At 73.2% G+C, this 25051-nt stretch carries 24 protein-coding genes and 2 rRNA genes; 19 read left to right on the top strand and 7 right to left on the bottom strand.

Going from position 1 to position 25051, the window contains the following annotated elements; translation table 11 throughout:
- The 7 genes from D7318_RS13235 to D7318_RS13205 all read left to right on the top strand — a co-directional run.
- A 23S ribosomal RNA gene (locus D7318_RS13235) occupies nt 1-103 on the top strand; the annotation flags it as partial.
- Nucleotides 104-160: 57 nt separating this feature from the next.
- Nucleotides 161-277 (top strand): 5S ribosomal RNA (gene rrf / locus D7318_RS13230).
- Nucleotides 278-351: 74 nt separating this feature from the next.
- Nucleotides 352-1521: an acetoin utilization protein AcuC gene (locus D7318_RS13225; protein ID WP_120697125.1), complete on the top strand. Its 1170-nt coding sequence runs from the start codon at nt 352-354 to the stop codon at nt 1519-1521.
- A 607-nt stretch (nt 1522-2128) separates the two neighbouring features.
- Nucleotides 2129-2338: a helix-turn-helix domain-containing protein gene (locus D7318_RS13220; protein WP_113687414.1), complete on the top strand. Its 210-nt coding sequence runs from the start codon at nt 2129-2131 to the stop codon at nt 2336-2338.
- A gap of 128 nt (nt 2339-2466) precedes the next feature.
- The gene (locus D7318_RS13215; RefSeq protein WP_003948845.1) at nt 2467-2565 is read left to right on the top strand and encodes a 30S ribosomal protein bS22; all 99 of its coding nucleotides are present in this window, start codon (nt 2467-2469) and stop codon (nt 2563-2565) included.
- A 69-nt stretch (nt 2566-2634) separates the two neighbouring features.
- Entirely contained in the window at nt 2635-3672 is a 1038-nt protein-coding gene (locus tag D7318_RS13210) for an NAD-dependent epimerase/dehydratase family protein (RefSeq protein ID WP_120697124.1), read from the top strand.
- A complete protein-coding gene (locus tag D7318_RS13205) occupies nt 3665-4621 on the top strand; it encodes a lysophospholipid acyltransferase family protein (RefSeq protein WP_120697123.1) in 957 nt (318 codons plus the stop codon). Before D7318_RS13210 ends, D7318_RS13205 begins: the two co-directional genes overlap by 8 nt.
- Nucleotides 4622-4634: 13 nt before the next feature.
- Here the strand turns inward: D7318_RS13205 and D7318_RS13200 are convergent, their stop codons facing one another.
- The 3 genes from D7318_RS13200 to D7318_RS13190 form a co-directional block, all read right to left on the bottom strand.
- A complete protein-coding gene (locus D7318_RS13200; RefSeq protein ID WP_120697122.1) occupies nt 4635-5903 on the bottom strand; it encodes a DUF5667 domain-containing protein in 1269 nt (422 codons plus the stop codon).
- A 271-nt stretch (nt 5904-6174) separates the two neighbouring features.
- The gene (locus D7318_RS13195) at nt 6175-6963 is read right to left on the bottom strand and encodes an ECF subfamily RNA polymerase sigma factor, BldN family (protein ID WP_120697121.1); all 789 of its coding nucleotides are present in this window, start codon (nt 6961-6963) and stop codon (nt 6175-6177) included.
- A gap of 250 nt (nt 6964-7213) precedes the next feature.
- Nucleotides 7214-8176 (bottom strand): HAD family hydrolase, encoded by a 963-nt coding sequence (locus D7318_RS13190; protein ID WP_120697120.1) that lies wholly within the window; start codon nt 8174-8176, stop codon nt 7214-7216.
- 74 nt (nt 8177-8250) lie between these two features.
- Between D7318_RS13190 and D7318_RS13185 the strand changes: the two genes are divergently transcribed.
- From D7318_RS13185 to lysS, 9 genes are all read left to right on the top strand, one after another.
- Nucleotides 8251-8592, top strand: a complete 342-nt coding sequence (locus tag D7318_RS13185; RefSeq protein ID WP_408055482.1) for a glutaredoxin family protein — start codon at nt 8251-8253, stop codon at nt 8590-8592.
- A 230-nt stretch (nt 8593-8822) separates the two neighbouring features.
- A complete protein-coding gene (locus tag D7318_RS13180) occupies nt 8823-9578 on the top strand; it encodes a redox-sensing transcriptional repressor Rex (protein WP_120697119.1) in 756 nt (251 codons plus the stop codon).
- Nucleotides 9575-10942 (top strand): glutamyl-tRNA reductase, encoded by a 1368-nt coding sequence (locus D7318_RS13175; protein WP_120697118.1) that lies wholly within the window; start codon nt 9575-9577, stop codon nt 10940-10942. Before D7318_RS13180 ends, D7318_RS13175 begins: the two co-directional genes overlap by 4 nt.
- Nucleotides 10939-11901 carry a hydroxymethylbilane synthase gene (gene hemC, locus D7318_RS13170; RefSeq protein WP_120697117.1) on the top strand — a complete coding sequence of 321 codons (963 nt, stop codon included), beginning with the start codon at nt 10939-10941 and terminating at the stop codon, nt 11899-11901. The genes D7318_RS13175 and hemC overlap by 4 nt, the downstream gene beginning before the upstream one ends.
- A 104-nt stretch (nt 11902-12005) precedes the next feature.
- A complete protein-coding gene (locus D7318_RS13165) occupies nt 12006-13577 on the top strand; it encodes a bifunctional uroporphyrinogen-III C-methyltransferase/uroporphyrinogen-III synthase (protein WP_230423700.1) in 1572 nt (523 codons plus the stop codon).
- On the top strand, nt 13574-14581 hold the full coding sequence (gene hemB, locus D7318_RS13160) for a porphobilinogen synthase (RefSeq protein WP_408055481.1): 1008 nt from the start codon (nt 13574-13576) through the stop codon (nt 14579-14581). The genes D7318_RS13165 and hemB overlap by 4 nt, the downstream gene beginning before the upstream one ends.
- 112 nt (nt 14582-14693) lie before the next feature.
- Entirely contained in the window at nt 14694-15452 is a 759-nt protein-coding gene (locus D7318_RS13155; RefSeq protein ID WP_120697115.1) for an SDR family NAD(P)-dependent oxidoreductase, read from the top strand.
- Nucleotides 15449-16600: a serine hydrolase domain-containing protein gene (locus tag D7318_RS13150; protein WP_120697114.1), complete on the top strand. Its 1152-nt coding sequence runs from the start codon at nt 15449-15451 to the stop codon at nt 16598-16600. The genes D7318_RS13155 and D7318_RS13150 overlap by 4 nt, the downstream gene beginning before the upstream one ends.
- A 48-nt stretch (nt 16601-16648) precedes the next feature.
- A complete protein-coding gene (gene lysS, locus D7318_RS13145; RefSeq protein ID WP_183091398.1) occupies nt 16649-18418 on the top strand; it encodes a lysine--tRNA ligase in 1770 nt (589 codons plus the stop codon).
- An 11-nt stretch (nt 18419-18429) separates the two neighbouring features.
- Here the strand turns inward: lysS and D7318_RS13140 are convergent, their stop codons facing one another.
- The 4 genes from D7318_RS13140 to D7318_RS13120 form a co-directional block, all read right to left on the bottom strand.
- Nucleotides 18430-19707, bottom strand: a complete 1278-nt coding sequence (locus tag D7318_RS13140) for a DUF2637 domain-containing protein (protein WP_120697112.1) — start codon at nt 19705-19707, stop codon at nt 18430-18432.
- A 136-nt stretch (nt 19708-19843) separates the two neighbouring features.
- The gene (locus D7318_RS13135; RefSeq protein ID WP_120697111.1) at nt 19844-20635 is read right to left on the bottom strand and encodes a DUF3558 domain-containing protein; all 792 of its coding nucleotides are present in this window, start codon (nt 20633-20635) and stop codon (nt 19844-19846) included.
- 81 nt (nt 20636-20716) lie between these two features.
- The gene (locus tag D7318_RS32840; protein ID WP_183091397.1) at nt 20717-21427 is read right to left on the bottom strand and encodes a DUF3558 domain-containing protein; all 711 of its coding nucleotides are present in this window, start codon (nt 21425-21427) and stop codon (nt 20717-20719) included.
- Between the two features lie 119 nt (nt 21428-21546).
- The gene (locus D7318_RS13120; protein ID WP_120697109.1) at nt 21547-22122 is read right to left on the bottom strand and encodes a hypothetical protein; all 576 of its coding nucleotides are present in this window, start codon (nt 22120-22122) and stop codon (nt 21547-21549) included.
- Nucleotides 22123-22240: 118 nt separating this feature from the next.
- On the opposite strand from D7318_RS13120, the gene hemL reads away from it, so the two are divergent.
- The 3 genes from hemL to D7318_RS13105 all read left to right on the top strand — a co-directional run bounded on the left by hemL (nt 22241) and on the right by D7318_RS13105 (nt 25050).
- Complete coding sequence (gene hemL, locus D7318_RS13115) at nt 22241-23626, top strand: glutamate-1-semialdehyde 2,1-aminomutase (RefSeq protein WP_120697108.1); 1386 nt, start codon at nt 22241-22243, stop codon at nt 23624-23626.
- Nucleotides 23627-23700: 74 nt separating this feature from the next.
- Nucleotides 23701-24378, top strand: coding sequence for a histidine phosphatase family protein (locus D7318_RS13110; RefSeq protein WP_120697107.1), 678 nt, complete (start codon nt 23701-23703; stop codon nt 24376-24378).
- Nucleotides 24379-24456: 78 nt separating this feature from the next.
- Nucleotides 24457-25050, top strand: coding sequence for a TlpA family protein disulfide reductase (locus D7318_RS13105; RefSeq protein ID WP_120697106.1), 594 nt, complete (start codon nt 24457-24459; stop codon nt 25048-25050).
- Nucleotide 25051: the final 1 nt, after the last annotated feature.

Raw genomic sequence — 25051 nt, 5'->3', positions numbered from 1 at the left:
GATGGGGTAAGGCTCCCTGTAGACGACGGGGTTGATAGGCCGGAGATGGAAGCCTGGTGACGGGTGGAGTTGACCGGTACTAATAGGCCGAGGGCTTGTCCGCAGATGCTCGCGTCCACTGTGAATTCTTGACCGGCCGGAGACTGTGTTCTCGCAGTGTTCCGGTGGTCATGGCGGGAGGGAAACGCCCGGTTACATTCCGAACCCGGAAGCTAAGCCTCCCTGCGCCGATGGTACTGCATGGGGGACCGTGTGGGAGAGTAGGACACCGCCGGACAATTCTTCATAAGTGGGCCTTGCCGACAGGGATTTCGTCGGCAGGGCCTACTTGCGTTCCGCTACCGTGTCACCATGAGTGGTGAGGCACGACTGATGTGGGACGAGGGTGTCGCCGGATACGACTTCGGCCCCGCACACCCGATGGACCCCGTGCGGCTGACCCTGACCATGCGGCTCGTGGAGGCGTTCGGCCTCGACCGGCGCATCGACGTCGTCGCCGCGAGCCCCGCAGGGGACTCCACCCTCGCTCTCGTCCACCGAACCCCCTACCTCGACGCCGTCCGGCACGCCTCTCTCCACCCCTGGGAGGCCGACCAGCGGCTCGGGCTCGGCACCGACGACACCCCCGCGTTCCCCGGCATGCACGAGGTGTCCGCCCTCATCGCCGGGCAGTCCGTCGCGGGCGCCGACGACATCTGGCGCGGCGACGTCCAGCACGCCGTCAACTTCTCGGGCGGTCTCCACCACGCCATGCCCGCCGCGGCCTCCGGCTTCTGCGTCTACAACGACGCCGCCCTCGCCATCGCCCGCCTCCTGGAGCTGGGCGCCGAGCGCGTCGCCTACATCGACACCGATGTGCACCACGGCGACGGCGTCCAGGACGCGTTCTGGGACGACCCCCGCGTCCTCACCATCTCGCTCCACGAACACCCCCGCACCCTCTTCCCTGGCACCGGGCTCCCCGAGGAGACCGGCGGCGAGGCCGCCCCCGGCGGCGCCGTCAACATCCCGCTCCCCGCCGGGACATCCGACCAGGAGTGGCTCCGTGCCCTCCACGCCGTCGTCCCCGAGCTCCTCGCCGCCTTCCGCCCCCAGGTCGTCGTCAGCCAGCACGGCGCCGACGGACACTTCGAAGACCCCCTCGCCCATCTCGCGCTCAGCCTCGACGCCCAGCGCCTGGCCGCCGAGTCCTGCCACGACTGGGCCCACCAGCACGCCGAAGGCCGATGGCTGGCGCTCGGCGGCGGTGGGTACGCCGTCATCGACGTCGTCCCCCGCCTCTGGACCCACCTCGTCGCCATCGCCGCCCACGCCCCCGTCGACCCCACCGCGGCCACCCCCGACAGCTGGCTGAAAGCCGTCTACGCGCTGACCCGGCAGAGCGGCCCCCGCCGCATGACCGACGGCAGGGCCCCGCGTTGGCGCGACTGGGCCGACGGCTACGATCCCGCCGACACCGTCGACCGGGCCATCCTCGCCACCCGCCGCGCCGTCTACCCCCACCACGGCCTGCTCCCCTGACCCGCCACCCGCCGACTGGCCACCGCCTACGCCCGGTTGACGGGCCGTGGGGCGTCGACATGCTGCGCCCATCTCACATCAGCGCAGGGGGGATCTATCGACAAAACGACCCGATTCCCTCTACGCCACCGTGCGACCCCGGCTCGCGCCGGGGGGCGGAAGTCCGGGTATGGCGCCGCGGCGTCATCGTTCACATCCCGCGTTCGCGCCCCCTCACCTCCGCGCGTCCGCACGGGCGTTGGGGCCCGGGGCAGAGGGGTGTCCGAGGGGGCCGACCGGCGTTGCCGCGCAGGTCAGCCACGGGGCGACGCCCCAGGTGCCCGCCGGGCCCGCGGCCTCGGCGACCGGTCGGCGCGAAGGCGTTTGCGGTCGGGGCGGAAACGTCGCGTGCTGACGCCATGCGCCCGTGGTGCTACGGGGCGCTTCGGCGCTATGTCTCAATCGGTCTTCTTCGTCACGGTAAGACCAGGCTCGTTGTAAAAGGCCGGTTGAGGCACCTCTTCCCCACTCGCATCACCCGCCCCTACTCTGGGGATGAGCGCACATGCGAGAGGGAGTCACCGGAGGGGAAGCCGGTGTCCGACATGTGCGGAAGGTCAGGTGTGACATGGCTACTGGTGAAAGGCTTCTGAGCGAGGCCAAGTTCCTGACCGTGGCGGAAGTCGCCGCGGTGATGCGAGTCTCCAAGATGACTGTGTACCGCCTGGTGCACGCCGGTCATCTGCCCGCGATCCGGGTGGGAAGGTCCTTCCGGGTTCCCGAGCAGGCCGTCCATGAGTACCTCCGAGAGTCGTTCGTGGGAGCGGAGAGCGCGTAACGACGAAGCGGGCCCGTCGACCCCCCTCGATTAACCCGTATCACTCGGTGAACGGTAGGCTGAGCGACATGTAGGTCGTGTGGGCTCGGACGCCCCGCACCGGGTAAGCGAAGTGAGCGAGGGTAGTCGTGGGCTCTGTCATCAAGAAGCGGCGCAAGCGGATGGCGAAGAAGAAGCACCGCAAGTTGCTGAAGCGCACGCGCGTCCAGCGCCGCAACAAGAAGTGAGCGAGCGCCGCTGAACGGCCCTCCCGTCCGTACCGCGACGGGAGGGCCTCCGCACGGCAGGGGAGAGGCATGGGCAGGACCGTGCTCGTGACCGGCGCCGCTCGACAGCTCAGCGGGCGCTTCATGCGTCACATCCTCAGGGATCCGGACGTCGACCGGGTCGTCGGCGTCGACAGCAGGTCCCCCGTGCACCCGCTCGGCGAGGCCGAGTTCGTCAGGGCGGACATCCGGCAGCCGTCGATCGTGACGGTGCTTGCCGAGCACGCCGTGGACACGGTCGTCCACCTCGATGTGCACGGCACTCCCGGGCCTTCGGGGGGCGGCCGCGCGGGGGTGAAGGAGGTCAATGTCCTCGGCACCCTCCAACTGCTCGGCGCCTGCCAGAAAGTGCCGGGACTGCGCCGGGTCGTGATCAAGTCGAGCACGCAGATCTACGGCACCGCGGCGCGCGACCCCGCCGTCTTCGACGAGAACACCCCGCCCCGGGCGCCAGCCGCCGGGGGATTCCCGCGCGATGTCGCCGAGATCGAGGCGTATGCCAGGGGCTTCGAGCGGCGCTGCCCCGATGTGGCCGTCACCGTGCTGCGGTTCGCGCACGTACTGGGGCCCGCCGCCGACTCGCGGCTCGCCGCGTACTTCAGGCTGCCCGTGCTGCCGACGCTGCTCGGCTACGACCCGCGGCTCCAACTCGTCCATGAGGACGACGTGCTCGAGGTGCTGACCCGCGCGATCGCCGAGCCGGGGAGCCAGGAGGCGCTGGGGGCCGGGACGTTCAACGTGGCGGGCGACGGCGTGCTGCTGCTGTCCCAGGCCGCCCGGCGGATCGGGCGGCCGACCGTTCCCGTGGCGCATCCCCTGGCGCCGTGGCTCGGCTCGGCGTTGGGCGCCCTCGGGATCAGGGGGATATCGGCCGAGCAGCTGCGTTCGCTCACCCATGGGCGGGTCGTGCGCACCGCGCGGCTGACCGAGGCGATGGGTGGGCCGCTGGCCTACACGACGCCGGAGACCTTCGCGGCGTTCGTCGCGACCCATGGGCCCGGCGCGCTGCCGCCGGACGCGGTGGGCCAGTGGGTCGACCGCATCGAGGAGGTGCTGCGCCGTGGGTGACGCCAAGGTGATCCCGTTCGACGAGGGGGAGCGCCGCGGGCGAGGGCGCGCGCGGCCACCGCTCGACGACGCCCCTGAGGAGCGGGCGGAGCCGGAGGAGAGCCCCGGGGACGGCCTCGACGAGGCGCTGGCGCGGGGGTTCGCGTTTCTGCGGCGGCGGCTGACGGGGGAGTACGAGGTCGACGACTTCGGCTATGACCAGGACCTCACGGACGAGGTGCTGCTGACGCTGCTTCGGCCCGTCTTCGAGAAGTACTTCAGGGTCGAGGTGCGCGGCATGGAGAACGTGCCGGACGAGGGGGGCGCGCTTGTCGTCGCGAACCACTCCGGCACGCTTCCGTGGGACGGGCTCATGCTTCAGGTGGCGGTGAGGGACCGGCACCCGGCCGACCGTCATCTGCGGCTGCTCGCCGCCGATCTGGTCTTCCAGCTGCCGGTGATCAACGAGCTGGCGCGCAAGGCCGGGCACACGCTCGCGTGTGCGGAGGACGCCCAGGAGCTGCTCGCCCGGGGTGAGTTGGTCGGGGTGATGCCCGAGGGCTTCAAGGGCATAGGCAAGCCGTTCTCCGAGCGGTACAAGCTGCAACGCTTCGGGCGCGGCGGCTTCGTGGCGACGGCGCTGCGGGCGCGGGTGCCGATCGTGCCCTGCTCGATCGTGGGTGCCGAGGAGATCCACCCCATGGTGGGCAACGCGCGCACCCTCGCCCGCCTGCTGAACCTGCCGTACTTCCCGCTGACTCCGACGTTCCCCTGGCTGGGGCCGCTGGGCGCGATCCCGCTGCCCACGAAGTGGACCATCCAGTTCGGTGAGCCGATCGAGACCAGGGACCAGCCGCCCGAGGCGGCGGAGGACCCCATGCTGATGTTCCAGCTGACCGATCAGGTGCGGGAGACCATCCAGCACACGCTGTACAAGCTGCTGGTGGCGCGGCGGTCGGTGTTCTTCTAAGGGGTCCTGGAGCCTAGGGCTCCTCGGGGTCGAGGCCGAGGTCGGGGAGCAGGTCTTCCACCAGGGGCGGGATGGTGACATCGGGCTCGGGGAGCAGCCGGCCCGGCTCGGTGTCGCCGGGTGGGGAGCTTGCCTCGGGTCCCGACTCGCGGCCCTCGGGGGTGAGGAGGCCGCCGTCGAGCAGCCCGTCGCCCGGTGGCTCGGACTCGTCCGCGCCCGTGTGGTCGTGGTCGTCGTCGTGCTGGTCGTGGGTGGTGCCGGGGTCGGGGCGTGTGGCGGGGTGCTCGGACGCGTGGCCGCCAGGGCGCTGGGACGCGGAGGCGCCGCCGCCCGAGCCGTCGGCCGACGAGGTGCTCTCGGTGCGCTCGGGCAGGAGTGACTGGAGCGGGCCGATCTCCTCCTCCATGGCGTCGAAGACGTCGGTGACCTCGACGCCGACGTCCCACAGCGGGGCGGGGAGCCTGCCGCGGAGGTGGGTCCAGGTGTCGCGGTGGTCGTCGGCGAAGGCGGAGAGCGAGCGGATCGGGTCGATGGAGCCGTCCGCCTCGTAGACGCGGGTGAGGAGCCGGTGGCCCTCGGCGGCGTCGTCGCGCATGCTGGCGAGGGCCCTGCGGATGGCGTCGAGGTCCTCGTGGTCGAGCGGGCCCGATCTGCCGCGCTCGAGGAGGCGTCTCGCCTCGCCCATCCGCCGGGAGGCGTGGTCGAGGTAGAGCTGGCCGCGGTCCATGTCGCCGTCGGCGAAGTCGAGCCGCAGGTCCTCCATGCCGCGCTTGAAGCCGTAGAGCGTGTCGCCAGGCAGGGCGTCGGTGCTCGCGGCGGCGACGCCGCCGAACGCGCCCGCGGCCACGCCCACGGTGAGGCCGCCGGCCGCGAGCCCCTTGGTGAGACGTGTGGTGGGCTTGAGCCTGGCCAGGACGCCGCCCTGGGCGGCGCGGTGCGCGCCCTTCGTGCCGCGCGCGCGGCGCTGGCCCGGCACGCGACCGGCGCTCGGGCTCTCGGCGGGGTCCAGGCCCTCGGCGAACGCCGACTCCATCGCGGCGACCAGCCGCGCCCGCTGGGCCGTCCTGGTCCCGGGGGAGAGCTCGGGCCCCGGCAGGGCCGCCAGCCTCTCCACGACCGCCAGCAGGGCTGCGTGCTCCCGCCGGTCCTCCGGGGCCTCACGCCCGGGGGCCCCCGGGGCCGCCGTCTCCTCCTCGTCGAGTCCCGGCCTGTCGAGCCGCGACTCATCGAGGAGATGGGCGAAGGCGTTGGCCCGGCGATGGGCCGACATGGATCCGATCACGGGCGGCACCTCCTCTCGTCACAGGAATGACTCCCCCTGACGGACAGAAGTTGCCGGCTTCGGCCATGTGCACCCGAAGAGGTGACGCCTGGTCGGAGCGCGGCGGTGGGGCGGTGGGGAGTCCGCGGTGCGTTTCCAATTGGCGACAACGAGCGGACAGGCACTCGGGTTACGGCTGACAGATTATGTGACTGCTGGGCGTTCACCGCTCACATTCCGTGGTCGGTGCGCCGGAGCGCGGGGGCTCCCCGGCCCGTCGGGCGCCCGCGGCTCAGCGGGCGTCGTCGGGCAGCAGCCGGGCCAGGGTGCGGACCGCCCGGTACTGGAGGGTCTTGATCGCGCCTTCGTTCTTCCCCATGACGCGGGCGGTCTCCGCGACGGAGAGGCCCTGGAGGAACCGCAGCGTGACGCACTCCTGCTGCTGGGGGTTGAGCTTGCGGACGGCGTCGAGCAGCGCGGAGTTCGCCAGGGACTCGAGGACGGACTCCTCGGGGCTGCGCTCCACTTCGTTGGCGTCGAGCATCTCGCCCGTGGTCACCTCGAGGCGGAAACGGCTCGACTTGAAGTGGTCGGCGACCAGATTCCGGGCGATGGTGACCAGCCATGCCCCGAAGTCGCGGCCCTGCCAGGTGAAGGTGCCGATGCGGCGCAGCGCGCGCAGGAACGTCTCGCTGGTGAGGTCCTCGGCCGTGGCACGGCCGCCGACGCGGTAGTAGATGTACCGGTAGACCGTGTCCGAGTAGTGGTCGTAGAGGCGGCCGAACGCCTCCGCCTCGCCGCCCTGGGCGCGCTCGACGAGGTCCATCATGCGGCGGCTGTCGCTGGGGACGGCGGGGCGTGCGGTCGAGGCGCCGGCTGCTCCGGAGCGGGCTCGTCTGCCGACGGTCGCCGCGGCGGCTCCGTCCACGACCGTGTAGGCGGGGCCGGGGGGGCGGGCGGGGACAGGTGTGGCGAGGGTGGGGACGGCGTACGCGGAGGGGACGAGGGTGCGCAGCCGGTCGGCGACCGTCGTGCGCAGCGTAGCCAGGCCCGAGGCGTCAACCCCGACGTGTGGGTACACGGGACTCCCAGAGGCGTTAGCTTCCAACACGTGCAGTGGCGGATCCGTCACATGCGTCTGAGGAGAATAACGCTTCGTGCTGACGACGCTACGCCTAGTTGCGAAAATCGCCGATTAGGTTTGAAGAGTTACCGGTTGTGTTCGCCGCGCCACGTAAACGCCAGGGCATACCTGATCGCATCGGCTGCTGATGTGCTGAAGTTCTGACCGAGTTTGATCAGTCGGGGTGTTGGGGAAGGCGGGGTCCCGGCTAGCGGCGGCGGCGCTGGAGCGCGACGGCCGCAACGGCCCCACCTGCGACGGCGCCCGCTCCCGCGGCCGCGGGAACGCCGACGCGCACCGCTTTGCGGCCCGTTCGGTAGTCGCGCAGGCGCCAGCCCATTTCCCTGGCGTGCGCACGCAGCCTGCGGTCGGGATTGATCGCATACGGGTAACCGACAAGCGAGAGCAGCGGGATGTCGTTGGCCGAGTCGCTGTACGCGGCGCAGCGCTCCAGGTCCAGGCCCTCCGCCTCGGCGAGCGCCTCGACGGCAACGGCCTTCGCGGGCCCGTGCAGTGGCTCCCCGACGAGCCTGCCGGTGTAGACGCCGCCGACCGACTCGGCGACCGTGCCGAGGGCGCCGGTCAGGCCGAGGCGGCGGGCGATGATGGCCGCGGTCTCCACGGGTGCGGCGGTGACGAGCCAGACCCGTTGGCCCGCGTCCAGGTGGGCCTGGGCGAGCGCGCGGGTGCCTGGCCAGATGCGGTCGGCCATGTACTCGTCGTAGATCTCCTCGCCGATGGCCGTCAGCTCGGCGACGCGGTGCCCGCGCACGATCGAGAGCGCGCTGTCCCTGGCGTCGGCCATGTGCCCGGCGTTCTCCGCGCCCGCCATGCGGAAGTACGCCTGCTGCCAGGCGAACTTGAGCAACTCCCGCTTCTGGAAGAACTTCCGCTTGTAGAGGCCGCGGCCGAGGTGGAAGATCGCGGCGCCCTGCATCACGGTGTTGTCGAGGTCGAAGAACGCCGCAGCCTTCGCGTCGCCGTGGGCCGGGAACTCCGGCTCGGCGACCGTCCCGCGCGCGGCCTCGGCGGCCGCCTCGCCCGCGAGCCTGGTGCGCTCCGTGGCGGCTTTGCGACGCGGGGTGAGCCAGGCCAGGCGCGATGTCGCGGCGGGGGGTACGGGCTCGGGCGAACGCCCGGAAGAACGTTCGGTGGAACGAGACCTGGCCATGGGGCGAGCATAGCCACCCGAGGGCGGGATCCCGGTTGCGCGGGCGTGACGCGGGGGTGGCCGGGCGCGGCACAATGGGCGCCATGACTCCGTTGCTCCGCAGGCCGGACAGGGATCGCGGCGAGGGCGGGCGCAGGACCGGGCGCGCGCGGGCCGCCGCGGGTGAACGCCCCCCGTCCGAGCGCCTGGTGACGCTGATCGGCAAGCCAGGGTGCCACCTGTGCGACGACGCGCGGCGCGTGGTCGCCGCGGTGTGCGACGAGGTGGGGGCCGCCTGGGAGGAGAGGGACATCACGCGTGACGCGGAGCTGCACCGGCTCTACCAGGAGCAGATCCCCGTGGTGCTGATCGACGGCGCGCAGCACGACTTCTGGCGCGTGGACGCGGGGCGTCTGAAGCGGGCGTTGGGAGCTTGAGGCGTTGTGGATTACGATACGAGGCCGTTTTCTCCGCGCGAGGACGCATACGTGAGGAGCGTGGCCGGGTGTCCCTGTTGTTGCATGTGGCACCGGTCACTTTGCCCGGACAAAACGGACACCGTCTTTGTGCACGCGTTCACAAAGGCATAGCCTGGCCGCGACGGAGCGGCTCCGGCGTCCCCGCCGCGCACAGCCGCCCTCCGCTTGGCCCGAACGGCAGGAGCACCGTGGCAACTGGCCGAAACCACCGACCGGCGACCCGTAGCCGAGGAATCCCCGAGGCGACCGTCGCCCGGCTTCCGCTGTACCTGCGGGCGCTGACCGCGCTTTCGGAGCGCTCGGTGCCCACGGTCTCATCCGAGGAGCTGGCCAGCGCGGCCGGGGTCAACTCCGCGAAGCTGCGCAAGGACTTCTCCTACCTCGGCAGCTACGGCACGCGTGGCGTCGGCTACGACGTCGAGTATCTCGTCTACCAGATCTCGCGCGAGCTCGGGCTCACCCAGGACTGGCCGGTCGTCATCGTCGGCATCGGCAACCTGGGCGCGGCCCTCGCCAACTACGGCGGATTCGCCTCCCGCGGCTTCCGTGTCGCGGCCCTGATCGACGCCGACCACGCGATGACCGGCGCGCAGGTCGCGGGCCTCCCGGTGCAGCACGTCGACGACCTGGAGACGATCATCCGCACCAACGGCGTCTCGATCGGCGTCATCACGACCCCGGGCAGCGCCGCGCAGCAGGTGTGCGACCGGCTCGTGGGCGCCGGGATCACGTCGATCCTCAACTTCGCGCCGACCGTGCTCTCCGTGCCCGATGGCGTGGACGTGCGCAAGGTGGACCTCTCCATCGAGTTGCAGATCCTCGCCTTCCACGAGCAGCGCAAGGCCACGGACGAGCTCGCGCGCAACGGCGGCCCCGGGCCCTCGGGCGCGCCGCCCGACGACCAGGGCCCCGAGGGCGACATCCCGGCGGTGATGCCCGCATGACCCTGCTCGTGCTCGGTCTCAGCCACCGCAGCGCGCCCGTCAGCCTGCTGGAACGCGCCGCGCTCGCCCCCGACGCCCGCGGCAAGCTGCTGCGCGACGTGCTCGCCGCGGCCGACCCGGTGGTCGAGGGCGCGGTGGTCGCCGAGGCGGCGGTGCTCTCCACGTGCAACCGGATCGAGCTGTACGCCGAGGTGGACCGCTTCCACGCCGGGGTCTCCGAGCTGTCCACGCTGCTGGCCAGGCACAGCGGCGTCGACCTGGAGGAGCTGAAGCCGTTCCTCTACGCGCACCACGAGGACCGCGCGGTGCGCCACCTGTTCTCGGTGGCCTGCGGGCTGGACTCCATGGTCGTGGGCGAGGGCCAGATCCTCGGCCAGATCAAGGGGGCGCTGGCCCACGCGCAGGACGAGCACGCGGCGGGGCGGCTGCTCAACGAGCTGTTCCAGCAGGCGCTGCGGGTGGGCAAGCGGGCGCACAGCGAGACCGGTATCGACCGGGCGGGACAGTCGTTGGTCACCTTCGGGCTCGAGCAGCTCGCCGAGGGACCTGACGTGGCCGACTGGGTGCGCGGCAGGCGCGCGTTGGTGATCGGCGCCGGGTCGATGTCGTCGCTCGCGGCCGCCACGCTGGCCCGCACCGGCGTCGCCGAACTGGTGATCGCCAACCGGACGCTGGAGCGCGCCGAGCGGCTCGCGGCCGGGCTCGGCAGGGACGGCGGCAAGGCGCGCGCCGTTCCGATCAACGCCATCTCCATCACCGCCGAGCTGGCCCTGGCCGACCTCGTCGTCTCCTGTACCGGCGCGTCGGGGCTCGTACTGACGGCCGGAGCCGTCGCCTCGGCGCTGCGCGAGCGCGAACGGCTGCGAGGACATGGCGAGCCGCTCGCGTTGCTCGACCTGGCCATGCCACGCGACATCGACGCCGCCGTGCACCGGCTGCCCGGCGCCAGGCTCGCGGACATCGAATCCCTCGCCGCCGCGTCGGCCGACGCCCCCATGGCCGCCGACGTGGACGCCGTGCGGCGCATCGTCGACGACGAGGCGGAGGCGCTGGGCGCCGCCCGGCGGGCCGCCCACATCACGCCCACCGTGGTCGCGCTGCGCGCGATGGCGTCCGACGTCGTCGCCGCCGAGCTGGCCCGGCTCCAGGGGCGGCTGCCCGACCTCGACGACAAGGAGCGGGCCGAGATCACCAGGACCGTGCGGCGGGTGGTCGACAAGCTGCTGCACGCGCCGACCGTGCGCGTGAAGGAGCTGGCCGGGGAGCCCGGCGGCGACCACTACGCTGCCGCCCTGCGGCAGCTCTTCGACCTCGACCCGCGAACGGCCGCCGCCGTCCGCACTCGCGAACAGGAGCGGTCATGAATGCCCTGCGGCTCGGAACGCGGCGCAGCCAGCTCGCCATGGCGCAGTCCCGCGGCATCGCCGAGCGCGTCACCCGGCTGACCGGGCGGCCCGTCGAGCTGGTGGAGATCACCACCTACGGCGACGTCTCGCGCGAGGCCCTCGCCCGCATCGGCGGCACCGGAGTGTTCGTCTCCGCGCTGCGCGATGCCGTGCTCGAAGGCCGGATCGACTTCGCCGTCCACTCGCTCAAGGACCTGCCCACCGCGCAGCCGCCCGAGCTGGCGCTCGCCGCCGTGCCGCGCCGCGAGGACCCCAGGGACGCGCTCGTCGCCAGGGACGGGCTGAGCTTCGAAGGACTCGCCGTGGCCAGGGGCAGGGCCCGCGTCGGCACCGGCTCACCGCGCCGCATGGCGCAGCTCAACGCCTGGGCGCGCGCGCTCGGCTGCGAGATCGAGACCGTCGCGATCCGGGGGAACGTCGATACCCGGATCGGGTACGTCCGCGACGGCGAGCTTGACGCCGTCGTCCTCGCCGCCGCCGGGCTGCGCCGCCTCGGCAGGGAGGGGGAGATCACCGATCTCCTCGCCCCCGACATCGTCCTGCCCGCCCCAGGGCAGGGGGCACTCGCGGTCGAGTGCGCCGCATCGAACGCGGCACTCGCCGCCCGGCTCGGAGAGCTCGACGACCCGCACACCCGGGTCGCCGTGACCGCCGAGCGCAGTCTGCTCGCCGCCTTGGAGGCCGGTTGCAGCGCCCCGGTGGGCGCGTTCGCCGACCTGTTGGAAGACGGGCAGACCGTCACCGAAATGCGCCTGCGCGGCGCCGTCGGCACCATCGACGGATCAGCGCTGGTGCAGCTGTCCACCACCGGCCCCGTACCGGGGTCCGCCGACGAGGCGGCGGCGACGGGCCGCAGGCTCGCCGACGAGATGCTCGCCAAGGGCGCGGCCGGTCTAATGGGGGAGCGAGCACATTGAGCCCCACCACCACACACCCCACACCCGCCCCCGCACGCGCGCGGCCGTCCGGCGTCTCCCTCGGACACGTCACCTTCCTCGGAGCCGGACCCGGTGACCCGGGTCTGCTGACCTTGCGCGCGGTCGACGTCCTGGCGCAGGCCGATGTGCTGATCGCGGACCCCGAGGCGTTCGAGGTCGTGCGCGAGCACATCAGACCGGGGACGGAGACCCCGCTCCAGCGCGCGGGGGACGACAAGGACCCCGGCGCGTTCGCCACGGCCGACGATGTGGCCGATCTTGTCATGCGGGCCGCACACCGCGGCAAGCGGGTCGTCCGTGCCGTCGCGGGCGACCCGGGCATGGACACCGACACCACCGCGGACATGCTGGCGCTCGCCGCGGAGGGCATCACGTTCGAGGTCGTGCCCGGCATCGCGCACGCCGTCGGCGTGGCCGCCTACGCGGGCGTGCCGCTGCGCGACCCGGAGGGCGGCGACGTCAGGTTCGTCAACGGGCCGACCGCGGACGAGCGTTGCTGGACCGAGGTCGGCGCGAGCGACGCGACGGTCGTGCTGTCCACGACGCTCGAGTCCGTCGCGGTCTCCGCGGGGCGGCTGATCGCCGCGGGCCGCAAGCCCGACACCCCGCTCTCGGTCACCGTCGCGGGCACCACCACGCGCCAGCGCACATGGACGGCGACGCTCGGCACCGTCGAGCGGACCCTGAAGTCCGCGAAGGTGCTGCCCACGGGCGAGGGCGACCGGTCGGTGATAGCCGTCGTCGGCGAACGCAGCGCGCCCGCCCAGCGCGAGCAGCTGGCCTGGTTCGAGTCCAAGCCGCTGTTCGGCTGGAAGGTCCTGGTGCCGCGCACCAAGGAGCAGGCGGCGTCGCTCTCCGAGCAGCTGCGCTCCTACGGCGCGGTGCCCAGCGAGGTGCCGACCATCGCGGTGGAGCCGCCGCGCACCCCGCAGCAGATGGACCGGGCCGTCAAGGGCCTGGTCACCGGGCGGTACGAGTGGATCGCGTTCACATCGGTCAACGCCGTGCGCGCCATCAGGGAGAAGTTCGAGGAGTACGGCCTGGACGCGCGGGCGTTCGCCGGGATCAAGGTCGCGGCGGTCGGCGAGCAGACGGCGCGCGCGCTGCTGCGCTTCGGCGTGCGGCCCGACCTGGTGCCGAGCGGCGAGCAGTCGGCCGCGGGGCTGCTCGAGGACTGGCCGCCCTACGACCCGGTGTTCGACCCGATCGACCGGGTCTTCCTACCGCGCGCCGACATCGCCACCGAGACGCTGGTGGCGGGCCTGGTGGAGCTGGGCTGGGAGGTGGACGACGTGACGGCGTACCGGACGGTGCGCGCGTCGCCGCCGCCCGCCACCACGCGCGAGGCGATCAAGGGCGGCGGCTTCGACGCGGTGCTGTTCACGTCGTCGTCCACCGTGCGGAACCTGGTGGGCATCGCGGGCAAGCCGCACAACGTGACGGTCATCGCCTGTATCGGCCCCGCCACCGCCCGCACGGCGGAGGAGCACGGGCTGCGGGTCGATGTGATGGCGCCCGAGCCGTCGGTGCACAAGCTGGCCGAGGCGCTCGCCCAGTTCGGGGCGGAGCGGCGGGCGGCGGCGCTCGACGCGGGCGAGGTTCTGAAGCGGCCGAGCGAGAAGCGGCCGCAGCGCAGGAGGGCGCGCACACCGTGATCGACAACGCGGGGACGTTCCCCGCCGTACGGCCCCGGCGGCTGCGGACCACGGCCGCGATGCGGCGCATGGTCGCCGAGCACCGGGTGCACCCGGCCGATCTGATCCTGCCGGCGTTCGTCAGGGAGGGCGTCGACGACCCGGTGCCGCTGGGGTCGATGCCGGGCGTGGCACAGCACTCGCTCGACTCGCTGCGCAAGGCCGCGGGCGAGGCGGCGGAGGCCGGGGTCTCGGGGATCATGCTGTTCGGCGTGCCCGATGAGGCGAAGAAGGACGCGATCGGCTCGCCCGGTACCGACCCCGACGGCATCCTCCAGCGCGCGCTGCGCGCGGTGCGCGCCGAGGTCGGGGACGCGCTCGTGGTGATGTCCGACCTGTGCCTCGACGAGGTGACCGACCACGGGCACTGCGGCGTGCTCGACGCCGAAGGGCGGGTCGACAACGACGCGACGCTCGCCCGTTACGCCGAGATGGCGCGGGTGCAGGCCGAGGCCGGGGCGCATGTGCTGGGGCCGAGCGGGATGATGGACGGCCAGGTCGGGCACGTCCGCGCGGCGCTCGACGCGGCGGGGCACACGGATGTGGCGCTGCTCGCGTACACGGCGAAGTTCGCGTCGGCGTTCTACGGGCCGTTCCGCGAGGCGGTCAACTCCTCGCTGACCGGCGACCGCAAGGCGTATCAGCAGGACCCGCCGAACGCCAGGGAGGCGCTGCGCGAGCTGGCGCAGGACCTGGCCGAGGGCGCGGACATGGTGATGGTGAAGCCGGGGCTGCCCTATCTGGACGTGCTGCGGCAGGTCGTGGACGCCTCGCCCGTGCCGGTGGGGGCGTACCAGATCTCGGGCGAGTACGCGATGGTCGAGGCGGCGGCGGAGCGCGGCTGGCTCGACAGGGAGCGGGCGATCGAGGAGACGCTGACGTCGTTCAAGCGGGCGGGCGCCGATGTGATCCTCACGTACTGGGCCACGGAGTTCGCCCAGCGCTGGGGGCGCGAGCGCGCCTGAGCGCCGGGCGGGGCGGTGATCCGCGCGGCCGCGGGCGCGGTCATCATGGACGTGCCGCGCGGCGGCTGACGTCCCGCGGCCGACCGTTCGACCCTCGTACGCAGGAGGCACCGTGAGCACCACTCCCATCGCCGTCGTCACCGGGGCGAGCAGCGGGATCGGGGCGGCGACCGCGAAGCGGCTCGCCGCGGCCGGGTACCGGGTGGTGGTCACCGCCCGGCGCGAGGAGCGGCTGCGGGAGCTGGCCGACCACCTGGGCGGGCTCGGCAACGACGCGGTGCCGTACGCGCTCGACGTGAGCGACCGGGACGCGGTGCGGCGTTTCGCCGCGTCGCTCGACCGCTGCGACGTGCTGGTCAACAACGCGGGGGGCGCGTTCGGCATGGACACCGTCGCCGACGCCGACCCCGACGACTGGCGCGCGATGTACGAGACGAACGTCCTCGGCACCCTCCACATGACGCAGGAGCTGCTGCCCCTGCTGGTCGCCTCGGGCGCGGGGACGGTGCTGGTGGTCTCGTCGACGGCCGGGCACGCGACGTACGAGGGCGGCGGCGGGTATGTGGCCGCCAAGCACGGGGCCCATGTGCTGGCGCAGACGCTGCGGTTGGAGATCGTGGCCGAGCCGGTGCGGGTCATCGAGATCGCGCCGGGGATGGTGCGGACGGAGGAGTTCTCGCTGACGCGCTTCGGCGGCGACGCGGAACGGGCGGCCAAGGTGTACGAGGGCGTGGCCGAGCCGCTGACCGCCGACGACATCGCGGACACGATCACGTGGGCGGTCACGCGCCCGCCCCATGTCAACGTCGACCTGCTGGTCATCAGGCCGCGGGCGCAGGCGTCCAACTACAAGGTGCACCGCGAGCGGTGAGCCACCGACCGCTGCGGCACGGAACGCCCGCCGAGGCGGGGCTCGACGCGCGGCGGGTGGCGCGTCTCGTCCCCGCCGCGGAGGCGTTCCTCGACGGGGATGACGGGGGCGCCGGGGCCGGGGGCGCGTACCCGGGGTGTGTGCTGCTGGCCGCGCGCCATGGCGTGATCGTGGAGCACGCGGCGCGCGGGTGGGCGCTCTCCCATGGGGAACGCGACGGGCGCCCCTTCGCGCTCCCGGCGCACAAGCGCGTTCCCATGGCCCCCGACACCGTCTTCGATGTGGCGTCGCTCACCAAGGTGTTCACCGCGCTGGTGGCGCTGCGGCTGGCCGAGCGCGGCGTGCTCGACCTCGACGCGCCCGTCTCGGCGCACCTGCCGGGCTTCTCCGAGCTGTCGCCCCGCACGCTGCTGACCCACACCGGCGGGCTGCCCGCCGAGATCGACCTCGGCCCCCACCCCGACCGGGCGGCGCGGCTCGCGGCCGTGGGCGCCGCGCCCCCCGGGCCGCCCGGGTACCGCTACTCCGACCTCGGCCCGATCGCGGTGGGCGCGGCGGCCGAGGCGGCGGCGGGCCGCCCGCTCGACGCGCTGGTCGCCGAGCTGGTCACGGAGCCGCTCGGGCTCGCCGACACCGGCTATCTGCCGCCGCGGGAGCGCCTGCCGCGGATCGCGGCGACCGAGTACCAGCCGTGGACCGGGCGCGGGATGGTGCGCGGGGCGGTCCACGACGAGAACGCCCACCACCTCGGCGGCGTCGCCGGGCACGCGGGCCTGTTCTCCACGGCCCGCGACCTGGCCGTGCTGGCCCAGACGCTGCTGAACGGCGGGGAGTTCGGCGGAACGCGGCTGCTCGCGCCCGCGTCCGTGCGGGACATGCTGACCGACCACAACGCCGGGCGCGGGCTCGGCCCCGGGGCGGCGCGCGGCCTCGGCTGGCAGCTCGACCAGCCGGACTGGATGGGCGAGTTGGCCTCGCCCACGGCGTTCGGGCACACCGGGTTCACCGGCACCGGCCTGGTCGCCGACCCGGCCACCGGGGTGCTGCTCGTCCTGCTGACCAACCGCGTGCACCCCACGCGGGCGCATGGCACGGGGCACGCGTGGCGCCGCGCCCCGGCGCGCGAGCTGGCGCGTGCGGTGCGGTGACCGCCCCGGGGAATTCCGGGTGCGGACGCCCGTCCCGCCGGTGAAAGAATGGCGGGAGCGGCATCATCGACCGCCGTCATCAAGAGGAAGTGCGGAACAGTGGCTCAGACCAGCGCGGAGACCGACTGGGTCTCCCGACTCGCCGACGAGGTCATCGCCGAGGCGGAGCGCCGCGCCCCGGGGAAACCCGTCGTGTGCGCGTCGGGCCTGAGCCCGTCAGGGCCGATCCACCTCGGGAACCTCCGCGAGGTGATGGTGCCGCACCTGGTGGCCGACGAGATCAAGCGGCGCGGCATCCCGTGCGAGCACGTCCTCTCCTGGGACGACTACGACCGGTTCCGCAAGGTACCGGCCGGGGTCGACCCCTCGTGGAGCGAGCACATCGGCAAGCCGCTCACCTCGGTGCCCGCCCCGCCCGGCAGCCCGCACGCCAGCTGGGCCGAGCACTTCAAGGCGCCCATGGTGGAGGCGTTGGACGCGCTCGGCGTCGAGGTCCGCGCGATCAGCCAGACCGAGCAGTACACGTCGGGCGCGTACCGCGAGCAGATCCTGTTCGCGATGCGCGAGCGGCGCCGTATCGACGGGGTCCTCGAGCGCTACCGCACCAAGCAGGCCGAGCAGGGCCCCGAGCCCGGTGTGGGGGAGGACGACGAGGCCGAGCGCGCGGCCGTCGAGGGCTCGGGCGCGGCGAGCGAGGACGACGGCGGCGCGGGCGGCGCCGGGTACTACCCGTACAAGCCGTACTGCGGCGCGTGCGGCCGTGACACGACCACGATCACCTCGTATGACGACGAGACCACCGAGCTTCGTTATGTGTGCGAGTGCGGTCATGAAGAGACCGTCAAGCTGTCGGAGTTCGACCGCGGCAAGCTGGTGTGGAAGGTCGACTGGCCCATGCGCTGGGTCTACGAGGGCGTCGTCTTCGAGCCCGCCGGCGTCGACCACCACTCGCCGGGGTCGTCCTGGGTCGTGGGCGGACGGCTGGTGTCGGAGATCTTCGGCGGAACGCGCCCCATCGGCCCGATGTACGCGTTCGTCGGCATCACCGGCATGTCGAAGATGTCCAGCTCCAGGGGTGGAGTGCCCATCCCCGCCGAGGCGTTGGAGATCATGGAGGCTCCGGTGCTGCGCTGGCTGTACGCCAGGCGCCGCCCGAACCAGTCGTTCAAGGTCGCCTTCGACGCCGAGTTGCAGCGGACCTACGACGAGTGGGACGCGCTGGCGCGCAAGGTCGCCGATGGCGCCGTCCAGCCCGCCGACGCCGCCGCGCACAGCCGCGCGGTGGGCACCGCGTCGGGGCCGCTGCCCGCGACGCCGAGGCCGCTGCCGTACCGGATGCTGGCCTCGGTGGTGGACATCACCACGGGGGACGAGGAGCAGACGCTGCGGATCCTGAGCGACCTGGACCCCGAGCACCCGATCCGCTCGCTCGACGAGACCAGGCCGCGCCTGGACAGGGCGGCGTGCTGGGTCGCGACGCGGATGCCGGAGGAGCAGCGCACGCGGGTGCGCGACGAGCCGGACGCCGAGCTGCTCGCGTCGCTCGACGACGAGGCGCGCGCGTCGTTGCGGCTGCTGCTCGACGAGCTCGACGGGCACTGGTCGCTCGACGGGCTGACGTCGCTGGTCTACGGGGTGCCCAAGATGCGGGCCGGTCTCCCGCTCGACGCGAAGCCCACCCCGGAGCTCAGGACCGCGCAACGGGCGTTCTTCGCGCTGCTGTACGGGCTGCTGGTCGGCCGCGACACCGGGCCCAGGCTGCCGACGCTGCTGCTCGCCGTGGGCGCCGACCGGGTGCGCGAGCTGCTCGGCGGCTGACGGGCGGTCGGTCAGCCGTTGGTGCCCATCTCGGCGTTGTACCGCTGCCTGAACTGCCGGGTGAACTCGCGGAGGTACGGCTCGCTCAGCAGCGAGCCGTCGGCGTCGGTCGTGCCGTAGCGGGAGTGCAGGAAGCGGGAGAGCTGGCGGGCGTTGGGGTGGGCGCCCTGCTCCAGGATGTACTCGCGGTAGGCGGGGTAGAGGTCATCGCCCGAGGGCAGCCCCTCGGCCGGGCCGACGGGGTCGGGCAGCGGCTCGGGCGCGGGCGTGGGCACGGGCTCGGGCTCGTCCGGCGGGCTCTCGACGAGGAGTTGGCGCTGCTGGGGGACCGGATAGCCGTTGGCGGGGGCGCTGCCGAGGGAGCGGCGGCGGCCCCCTGGGCCGACGACGGGCACGGTGACCGCGGGCGCGGGCGGCTGCTCCTGCGCGCCGGGCGCGGGCGGCTGCGGCTCGGCGGTGAACCACGCCTGCTCGGCGAACGCCGGGGGCGCGGGCTCGGGTTGCGGCGCGGGCGTGGGCTCGGGCGTGGGCGGTGCGGCGCGCTCCGGCGCGCGCGCCGGGTCCGGGTCGGGCTCGGGGGCGCGCGGGGGCAGCTCCGCCACGGGCAGCCCGGCCGCGGCGAGGCCCGCGGGCGCGGTCTCGCGCAGCGGAACGCCGTAGCGGGCGAGCTTGAGCGGCATCCTGGCCTCGACGGGCGCCCTGCGGCGCCACGCGCGCCCGTAGTCGGCGCGCAGCCTCGCCTGGTAGACGAGGCGGTCGCGCTCCATGCCGATGACCTCCTCGTAGGAGCGCAGCTCCCACAGCTTCATGCGCCGCCACAGCCGGAAGGTGGGGATGGGCGACAGGAACCACCGCCACATCCGCACCCCCTCCATGTGCTTGTCGGCGGTGATGTCGGCGACCCGCCCGATCGCGTGCCTCGCGGCCTCCACGGTGATGACGAAGAGCACCGGGATGATGCCGTGCATGCTCACGGCGAGCGGGTCGCCCCACGCGGACGCGCCGTTGAACGCGATGGTGGCGGCGGTCAGCAGCCAGGCGCACTGACGCAGCATCGGGAACGGGATGCGCAGCCACGTCAGCAGCAGGTCGAGCGCCAGGAGGACGACGATGCCCGCGTCGATGCCTATGGGGAAGAACGGCGCGAAGTCGCCGAATCCCTTGCGCTCGGCGAGGTCGCGGACCGAGGCATAGGAGCCTGCGAAGCCGATGGCCGCGATGACCACGGCGCCCGCGAGCACGATGACGACGAGTATGCGGTGTGAGCGTGTGAGCTTGATCGCGGCCACCGCGGTCCCTCCAGGGCTCGACTGAGAAAGCTCTCGCGCGCCCAAGACTCGCACACTTGTCGGATCATGTACGCGCCGAGCCCCCGGACAGCGACCTGAGGGTCATTCAACTTCCCGGCGCCCGTGAGGGCGGGGGTCAGTCGCGCGCGTCCTGGGACGGGGGCTCCTCGCCCTCATCGGCGCCCTCATCCGCGCCCTCTTCCTGGCCCTCTTCGGGCTGCTCGCCCTCGCTCGCGTCGACGGCTTCGAGGGCGGCGCGGGCGGCGGCCTCGGCGTTCTCCCTGATGGTGTCGGCGCCCGGCATGTCGTCGCCCTCGAATCCGGCGCCCGCGTAGTCGAGGGTGATGACCACGTTGCCCGTGCGGACGATCACGCGGTGCTGGCGGTACTCCTGCTCACCCTGCTCCTCGGTCTCCATCGTGGTGCTGTAGCCGAGGGTGACGGCCTGGTCGCCGGTGTCGCCCAGCTCGGCCGAGTCGACCTCGCCGTTGGCGTCGTCGCCTGTGACCTCCTCGGCCATCTGCCGGACGTACTCCCCGGCGCGGTCGTCGCCGCTGCCGATGGCCGTGTCCGACTCGAAGCGGCGCAGCGCCACGGTGAGGGAGCGGAACTGGTACGCGTCGAGGCCGCTCCACAGGCAGGCGGCGGACGTCGCGGTGTCGTTGGAGCTGAGGGTCTCGCCGCCTGCCGGGTCGGCCTCGGGCACCGCCTCGTCGATCGTGTCCTCGCCCAGCGTGGCGCACGGCTCGGGCAGGGCCGCGAACCGCACGGGCTCCGGCGTCGGCGACGAGGACGCCGGGGGCTCGTCGTCGGTGGTGTCCTCGCCGGAGTCGGAGGTGCAGCCTGCCACGAGCAGCGCGGACAGGGTGGCCAAGCCCAGGGTTCTCAGCGCGAGCCGCGAGAGGGGCCGCGAGACGGTACGGTCCATGGTTCCTTCGCTCCGGTGACGGGTGACATTCCAGGACACGGTACGCCGACCCCTCGCCGGGGCCCGCCGCCGACTCGCGTGCTACTCGTCGAAGCCCTCGGCGAGCTGACGTGCCACGGTCTGCGCGCGCTGCTGGAGGCTGCCGCTGTCGAGGTCCTCGTCCACGAGGGTCGTGGAGACCGTGTACTGGACGGTGACCAGGACGTTCGCATTGCGGAACGCCAGGGTGACGGCGCGGCGTTCGCCCGGGTTGGTGCTCGTCAGCCGGTCGTCGATGAACGCCACGTCGCCGATGCCGTCGAGGGGCCTTGGCGCCAACGGGTCGTCGCTCGGCGGCGGCGAGCCCCCGGCCGCCTCGCCGACGGGGACGCCCGCGTCGCCGGCCCGCTCCTCGAAGTCCAGCTCGGCCTGGTCGTCGTCGCTCACGCCCGGGTCGTAGGAGATGACGCGTTGCAGGTCGACGGAGAGCTGATGCGTGCCGGTCTCGGCGCCCAGGTGCCAGGAGCAGCCGACGCGGCGGCCCGTGTCGTACGTCACCATCGGCTCGCCCGCGTACACCTCGGGGTCGCCGCCGGGCAGCAGCTCGCGGAGGGTGTCGTCGCCGACCGCGCCACAGGGCTCGGGGAGCCCGGAGTACCGGCCGGGCTGGGCCGAACCCGCCGTGCCGCTCCTGGGGTTGGCCGACGGGTCGTCCTCACCCGACAGGTCGCCCGAGCAGCCCGTGAGGACGCCGAGGCCGACGAGGGCCGCGGCGACCGGAGCGAGACTTCTGGCGATGGTCCCGAGCCGCACGTGCGGTCCCCCTTCGCGTTCGCGTGCCGCGCAAGTCGCTGGAGGTCATGTCTACCGCAGGGACGCGGGCGAAAGGTAGTCGGGCGCCGGAATGGGCAGTTCGTCCTGTGTTCCGGGGGTCAGGGCCAGACGAGGCAGTACGGCTGGTGGCCCGCCTCGTGCAGGCGGCGGGAGAAGTCCTGCCACTCGTTGAGCAGCTTGTAGACGCCGAACGCGTCGCTCGGGCCGCTGCGGTCGGGGACCGTCGACCAGATGAACGCGGCCGCGCCGACCGTCTCGTCGCCGATGCCGCGCAGCGGATCCACCACGGTGGTCGGCAGCTTGACCACCGCGTAGTCGGGGTGGAGGACGACCAGCTCCAGCGGGGGCACCCGGTGCAGGGGTATCCCCTCGATGCCGGTGAGCACCATGGCCGCCATCGTCTCCGGCTTGATGCGGGTGAACATCCCCTGGCCCAGCTCGTCGCCGCCCAGCTCCTCGGGGCGCATCGACAGCGGGACGCGGGCCGCGGTGGCCCCGTCGGGCGCGCCGAAGTACTTGTAGGTCACGGCCATGCGACCGGCCCTGCCCCTGAGGTCGAACTCCCCGCTCTCCGCCGCCTTCCGGCGGTGCCGCCCCCTGCGGGAGCGCGCACGCGGCGCGGGCTCCGGTCCGAGGCCCCCGGTGCCCTCGCCGACTTCGCCACCGCGCTGCATGTCACCACCTGACTACTCGCGACCCCCGCCGCACAACCCGATCATCGTTTCAGACACCTCCCCCGCCAGACGGCTGTGAAACGCCCTGACACCGAGCTGTAAGGGGCTGAATGTCACCATGGACCGCGTGACTCAATCCTACGAAGCCACAGTCTCGCAGACGCTCTTCGCCCGCGCCGCCCGCGTCACCCCCGGCGGGGTCAACTCGCCGGTGCGCGCGTTCGGCGCGGTGGGGGGGACGCCCCGTTTCATGGGGTCGGGGGCCGGGGCCTATCTCACGGACGTGGACGGCCGGGAATATGTGGATCTGGTGTGCTCGTGGGGGCCGATGATCCTCGGGCACGCCCACCCCGCGGTGGTCGAGGCGGTGCGGGAGGCCGTCGGGCGCGGCACGTCGTTCGGCACGCCCACGCCGGGCGAGGTCGAGCTGGCCGAGGAGATCTGCTCCCGCGTCGCCCCGGTGGAACGGGTCAGGCTCGTCTCGTCGGGCACCGAGGCCACGATGTCCGCGATCCGGCTCGCCAGGGGCTTCACGGGGCGGGCCAAGGTGATCAAGTTCGCGGGGTGTTACCACGGTCACGTGGACGCGCTGCTCGCCGCGGCGGGCTCGGGGGTGGCGACGTTCGGGCTGCCCGACACCCCGGGGGTCACGGGCGCGCAGGCCGGGGAGACCGTGGTGCTGCCGTACAACGATCTGGACGCGGTGCGCGCGGCGTTCGAGGCGCACCAGGGCGAGATCGCGTGTGTGATCACCGAGGCGGTGCCGGGGAACATGGGCCTGGTCCCGCCGCGCGAGGGCTTCAACCAGGGCCTGGCCGACCTGTGTCGGGCGCACGGGGCGCTGCTGATCTCCGACGAGGTGATGACGGGCTTCCGGCTGAGCCGGGCGGGCTGGTTCGGCATCGAGGGCGTGGCGCCCGACCTGATGACCTTCGGCAAGGTGATGGGCGGCGGCTTCCCCGCCGCGGCGTTCGGCGGGCGCGCGGACGTGATGGACCGGCTCGCGCCCGCCGGGCCCGTGTACCAGGCGGGCACGCTGTCGGGGAACCCGGTGGCCACCGCGGCGGGTCTGGCGCAGCTGCGGCTGCTCGACGACGCCGCGTACGCGCGCGTCGACGCCGCGGCGGCCGAGCTGCGCGGGCTGGTCGGGGCCGCGCTCGCCAAGGAGGGCGTGGCGCACCGGATCAACGCGGCAGGCAGCATGTTCTCGGTGTTCTTCACCGGCGCCGACGATGACGTGGTCGACTTCGCTTCGGCGCGGCGGCAGGACGCGTTCCGCTACGCGGCGTTCTTCCACGCGATGCTCGACGGCGGCGTGCACCTGCCGCCTTCGGCGTTCGAGACGTGGTTCGTGTCGACCGCGCACGACGACGAGGCGCTCGAGCGGATCGCCGAGGCGCTGCCCGCGGCGGCGCGCGCGGCGGCGGAGGCGGACGGTGGCACCGGCCGGGCGCCAGGCGCGGAGGCCGAGCTGGAGCCTGGGCCTGGGCCCGACGGGTCATGAGGCGCGACAGGGTGCGACGGGGCATGGGGCGAAGCGGGATAGCGGGCGGCGAGACGGCGGGCGGGAACGGGAACATGAGCGGCGAGGAACGGACCGTGGTGCACCTGGTGCGGCACGGGGAGGTGGCCAACCCCGACGGGGTGCTCTACGGCCGCCTGCCCGGCTACCACCTCTCGGATCTCGGGCGGCGCATGGCCGAGCGCGTGGCACGACACCTGGCGGAGCGCGACATCACGCACGTCGTGGCCTCGCCGCTCGAACGGGCCCAGGAGACCGCCGAGCCCATCGCCGCGGCGCACGACCTGCCCACGGCGACGGACGAGCGGCTGATCGAGGCGGCCAACGCGTTCCAGGGCAAGGCGTTCGGCGTCGGCGACGGCGCCCTGCGCAAGCCCGCCAACTGGCCGCTGCTGCGCAACCCGTTCAAGCCGTCGTGGGGCGAGCCCTATGTGGACCAGGTGGTGCGCATGACCGCCGCGCTCGCCGCCGCGCGGGACGCGGCGCGCGGTCACGAGGCGGTCGCCGTGAGCCACCAGCTGCCGATCTGGGTGCTGCGCAGCCACGCGGAACGCCGCAGGCTGTGGCACGACCCACGGCGCCGGCAGTGCACGCTCGCGTCGCTCACGAGCTTCGCGTTCGACGGCGACGAGCTGGTCTCGATCACCTATGACGAGCCGGCGCTCGACCTGGTCCCCGTCCATCTGCGGGCCGGCGCCAAGCCGGTGCGCGGGGCCGGTGGATTCGGGGCCTGAGCGGGCCCGCGGACCGTCGCGTTTCCCCCTGTAGGGGGGTGCGGAAGATCATTCAGGGGCGCATGGGAAACTTTTCACATGATCCAGCTCCGGAGCGTCAGAGCGGCCCTGGCCGGTGTCTTCGCCGGAGGGCTGCTCCTCACGGGGTGCGGCGCCGACCAGGCGGGGCCCTCCGGCGGTGACAGCAACTACGTCCAGGGCACGGGGGAGATCACCACGGTGCCCGTGGCCGACCGGCAGGAGGCCCCGGACCTCGCGGGGGACACCGTCGACGGGGACCAGCTCGCGCTCTCCGACTACCGCGGCCAGGTCGTGGTGCTCAACATCTGGGGCTCCTGGTGCCCGCCCTGCATCGCCGAGGCGGACAACTTCGTGCGGGTCGCCGAGGACACCGCGGACGACGGCGTGCAGTTCATCGGGATCAACACCAGGGACCGCACGCGGGAGAACGCCCAGGCGTTCGAGCGCGAGCACGGGGTGCCCTACCCCAGCCTCTACGACCCGGACGGGCGGCTGCTCCTGGAGTTCCCGCGGGGCAGCCTCAACCCCCAGGCCATCCCCTCCACGCTGGTCATCGACCGCGAGGGCCGCATCGCGGCGCGGGCGCTCAAGGCGCTCACCGAGGAGGAGCTGCGCGCCGCGCTCGACCCGGTGATGGCCGAGGAGGGGTGAG

Origin of the sequence: Streptomyces radicis, from assembly GCF_003626575.1 — a bacterium.
Taxonomy (GTDB): Bacteria; Actinomycetota; Actinomycetes; order Streptomycetales; family Streptomycetaceae; genus Streptomyces; species Streptomyces radicis.
This window is presented reverse-complemented; position numbering and strand designations above follow the sequence as displayed.

Coding starts and splice junctions, on each gene's coding strand:
- D7318_RS13135 (WP_120697111.1), bottom strand. CDS start 20,635: ATGGACCGTACCGTCTCGCGGCCCCTCTCGCGGCTCGCGCTGAGAACC.
- D7318_RS13175 (WP_120697118.1), top strand. CDS start 9,575: ATGACCCTGCTCGTGCTCGGTCTCAGCCACCGCAGCGCGCCCGTCAGC.
- D7318_RS13120 (WP_120697109.1), bottom strand. CDS start 22,122: ATGCAGCGCGGTGGCGAAGTCGGCGAGGGCACCGGGGGCCTCGGACCG.
- D7318_RS13225 (WP_120697125.1), top strand. CDS start 352: ATGAGTGGTGAGGCACGACTGATGTGGGACGAGGGTGTCGCCGGATAC.
- hemC (WP_120697117.1), top strand. CDS start 10,939: ATGAATGCCCTGCGGCTCGGAACGCGGCGCAGCCAGCTCGCCATGGCG.
- D7318_RS13210 (WP_120697124.1), top strand. CDS start 2,635: ATGGGCAGGACCGTGCTCGTGACCGGCGCCGCTCGACAGCTCAGCGGG.
- D7318_RS13185 (WP_408055482.1), top strand. CDS start 8,251: ATGGGCGCCATGACTCCGTTGCTCCGCAGGCCGGACAGGGATCGCGGC.
- D7318_RS13105 (WP_120697106.1), top strand. CDS start 24,457: ATGATCCAGCTCCGGAGCGTCAGAGCGGCCCTGGCCGGTGTCTTCGCC.
- lysS (WP_183091398.1), top strand. CDS start 16,649: ATGGCGGGAGCGGCATCATCGACCGCCGTCATCAAGAGGAAGTGCGGA.
- hemL (WP_120697108.1), top strand. CDS start 22,241: ATGGACCGCGTGACTCAATCCTACGAAGCCACAGTCTCGCAGACGCTC.
- D7318_RS13220 (WP_113687414.1), top strand. CDS start 2,129: ATGGCTACTGGTGAAAGGCTTCTGAGCGAGGCCAAGTTCCTGACCGTG.
- D7318_RS13190 (WP_120697120.1), bottom strand. CDS start 8,176: ATGGCCAGGTCTCGTTCCACCGAACGTTCTTCCGGGCGTTCGCCCGAG.
- D7318_RS13110 (WP_120697107.1), top strand. CDS start 23,701: ATGAGCGGCGAGGAACGGACCGTGGTGCACCTGGTGCGGCACGGGGAG.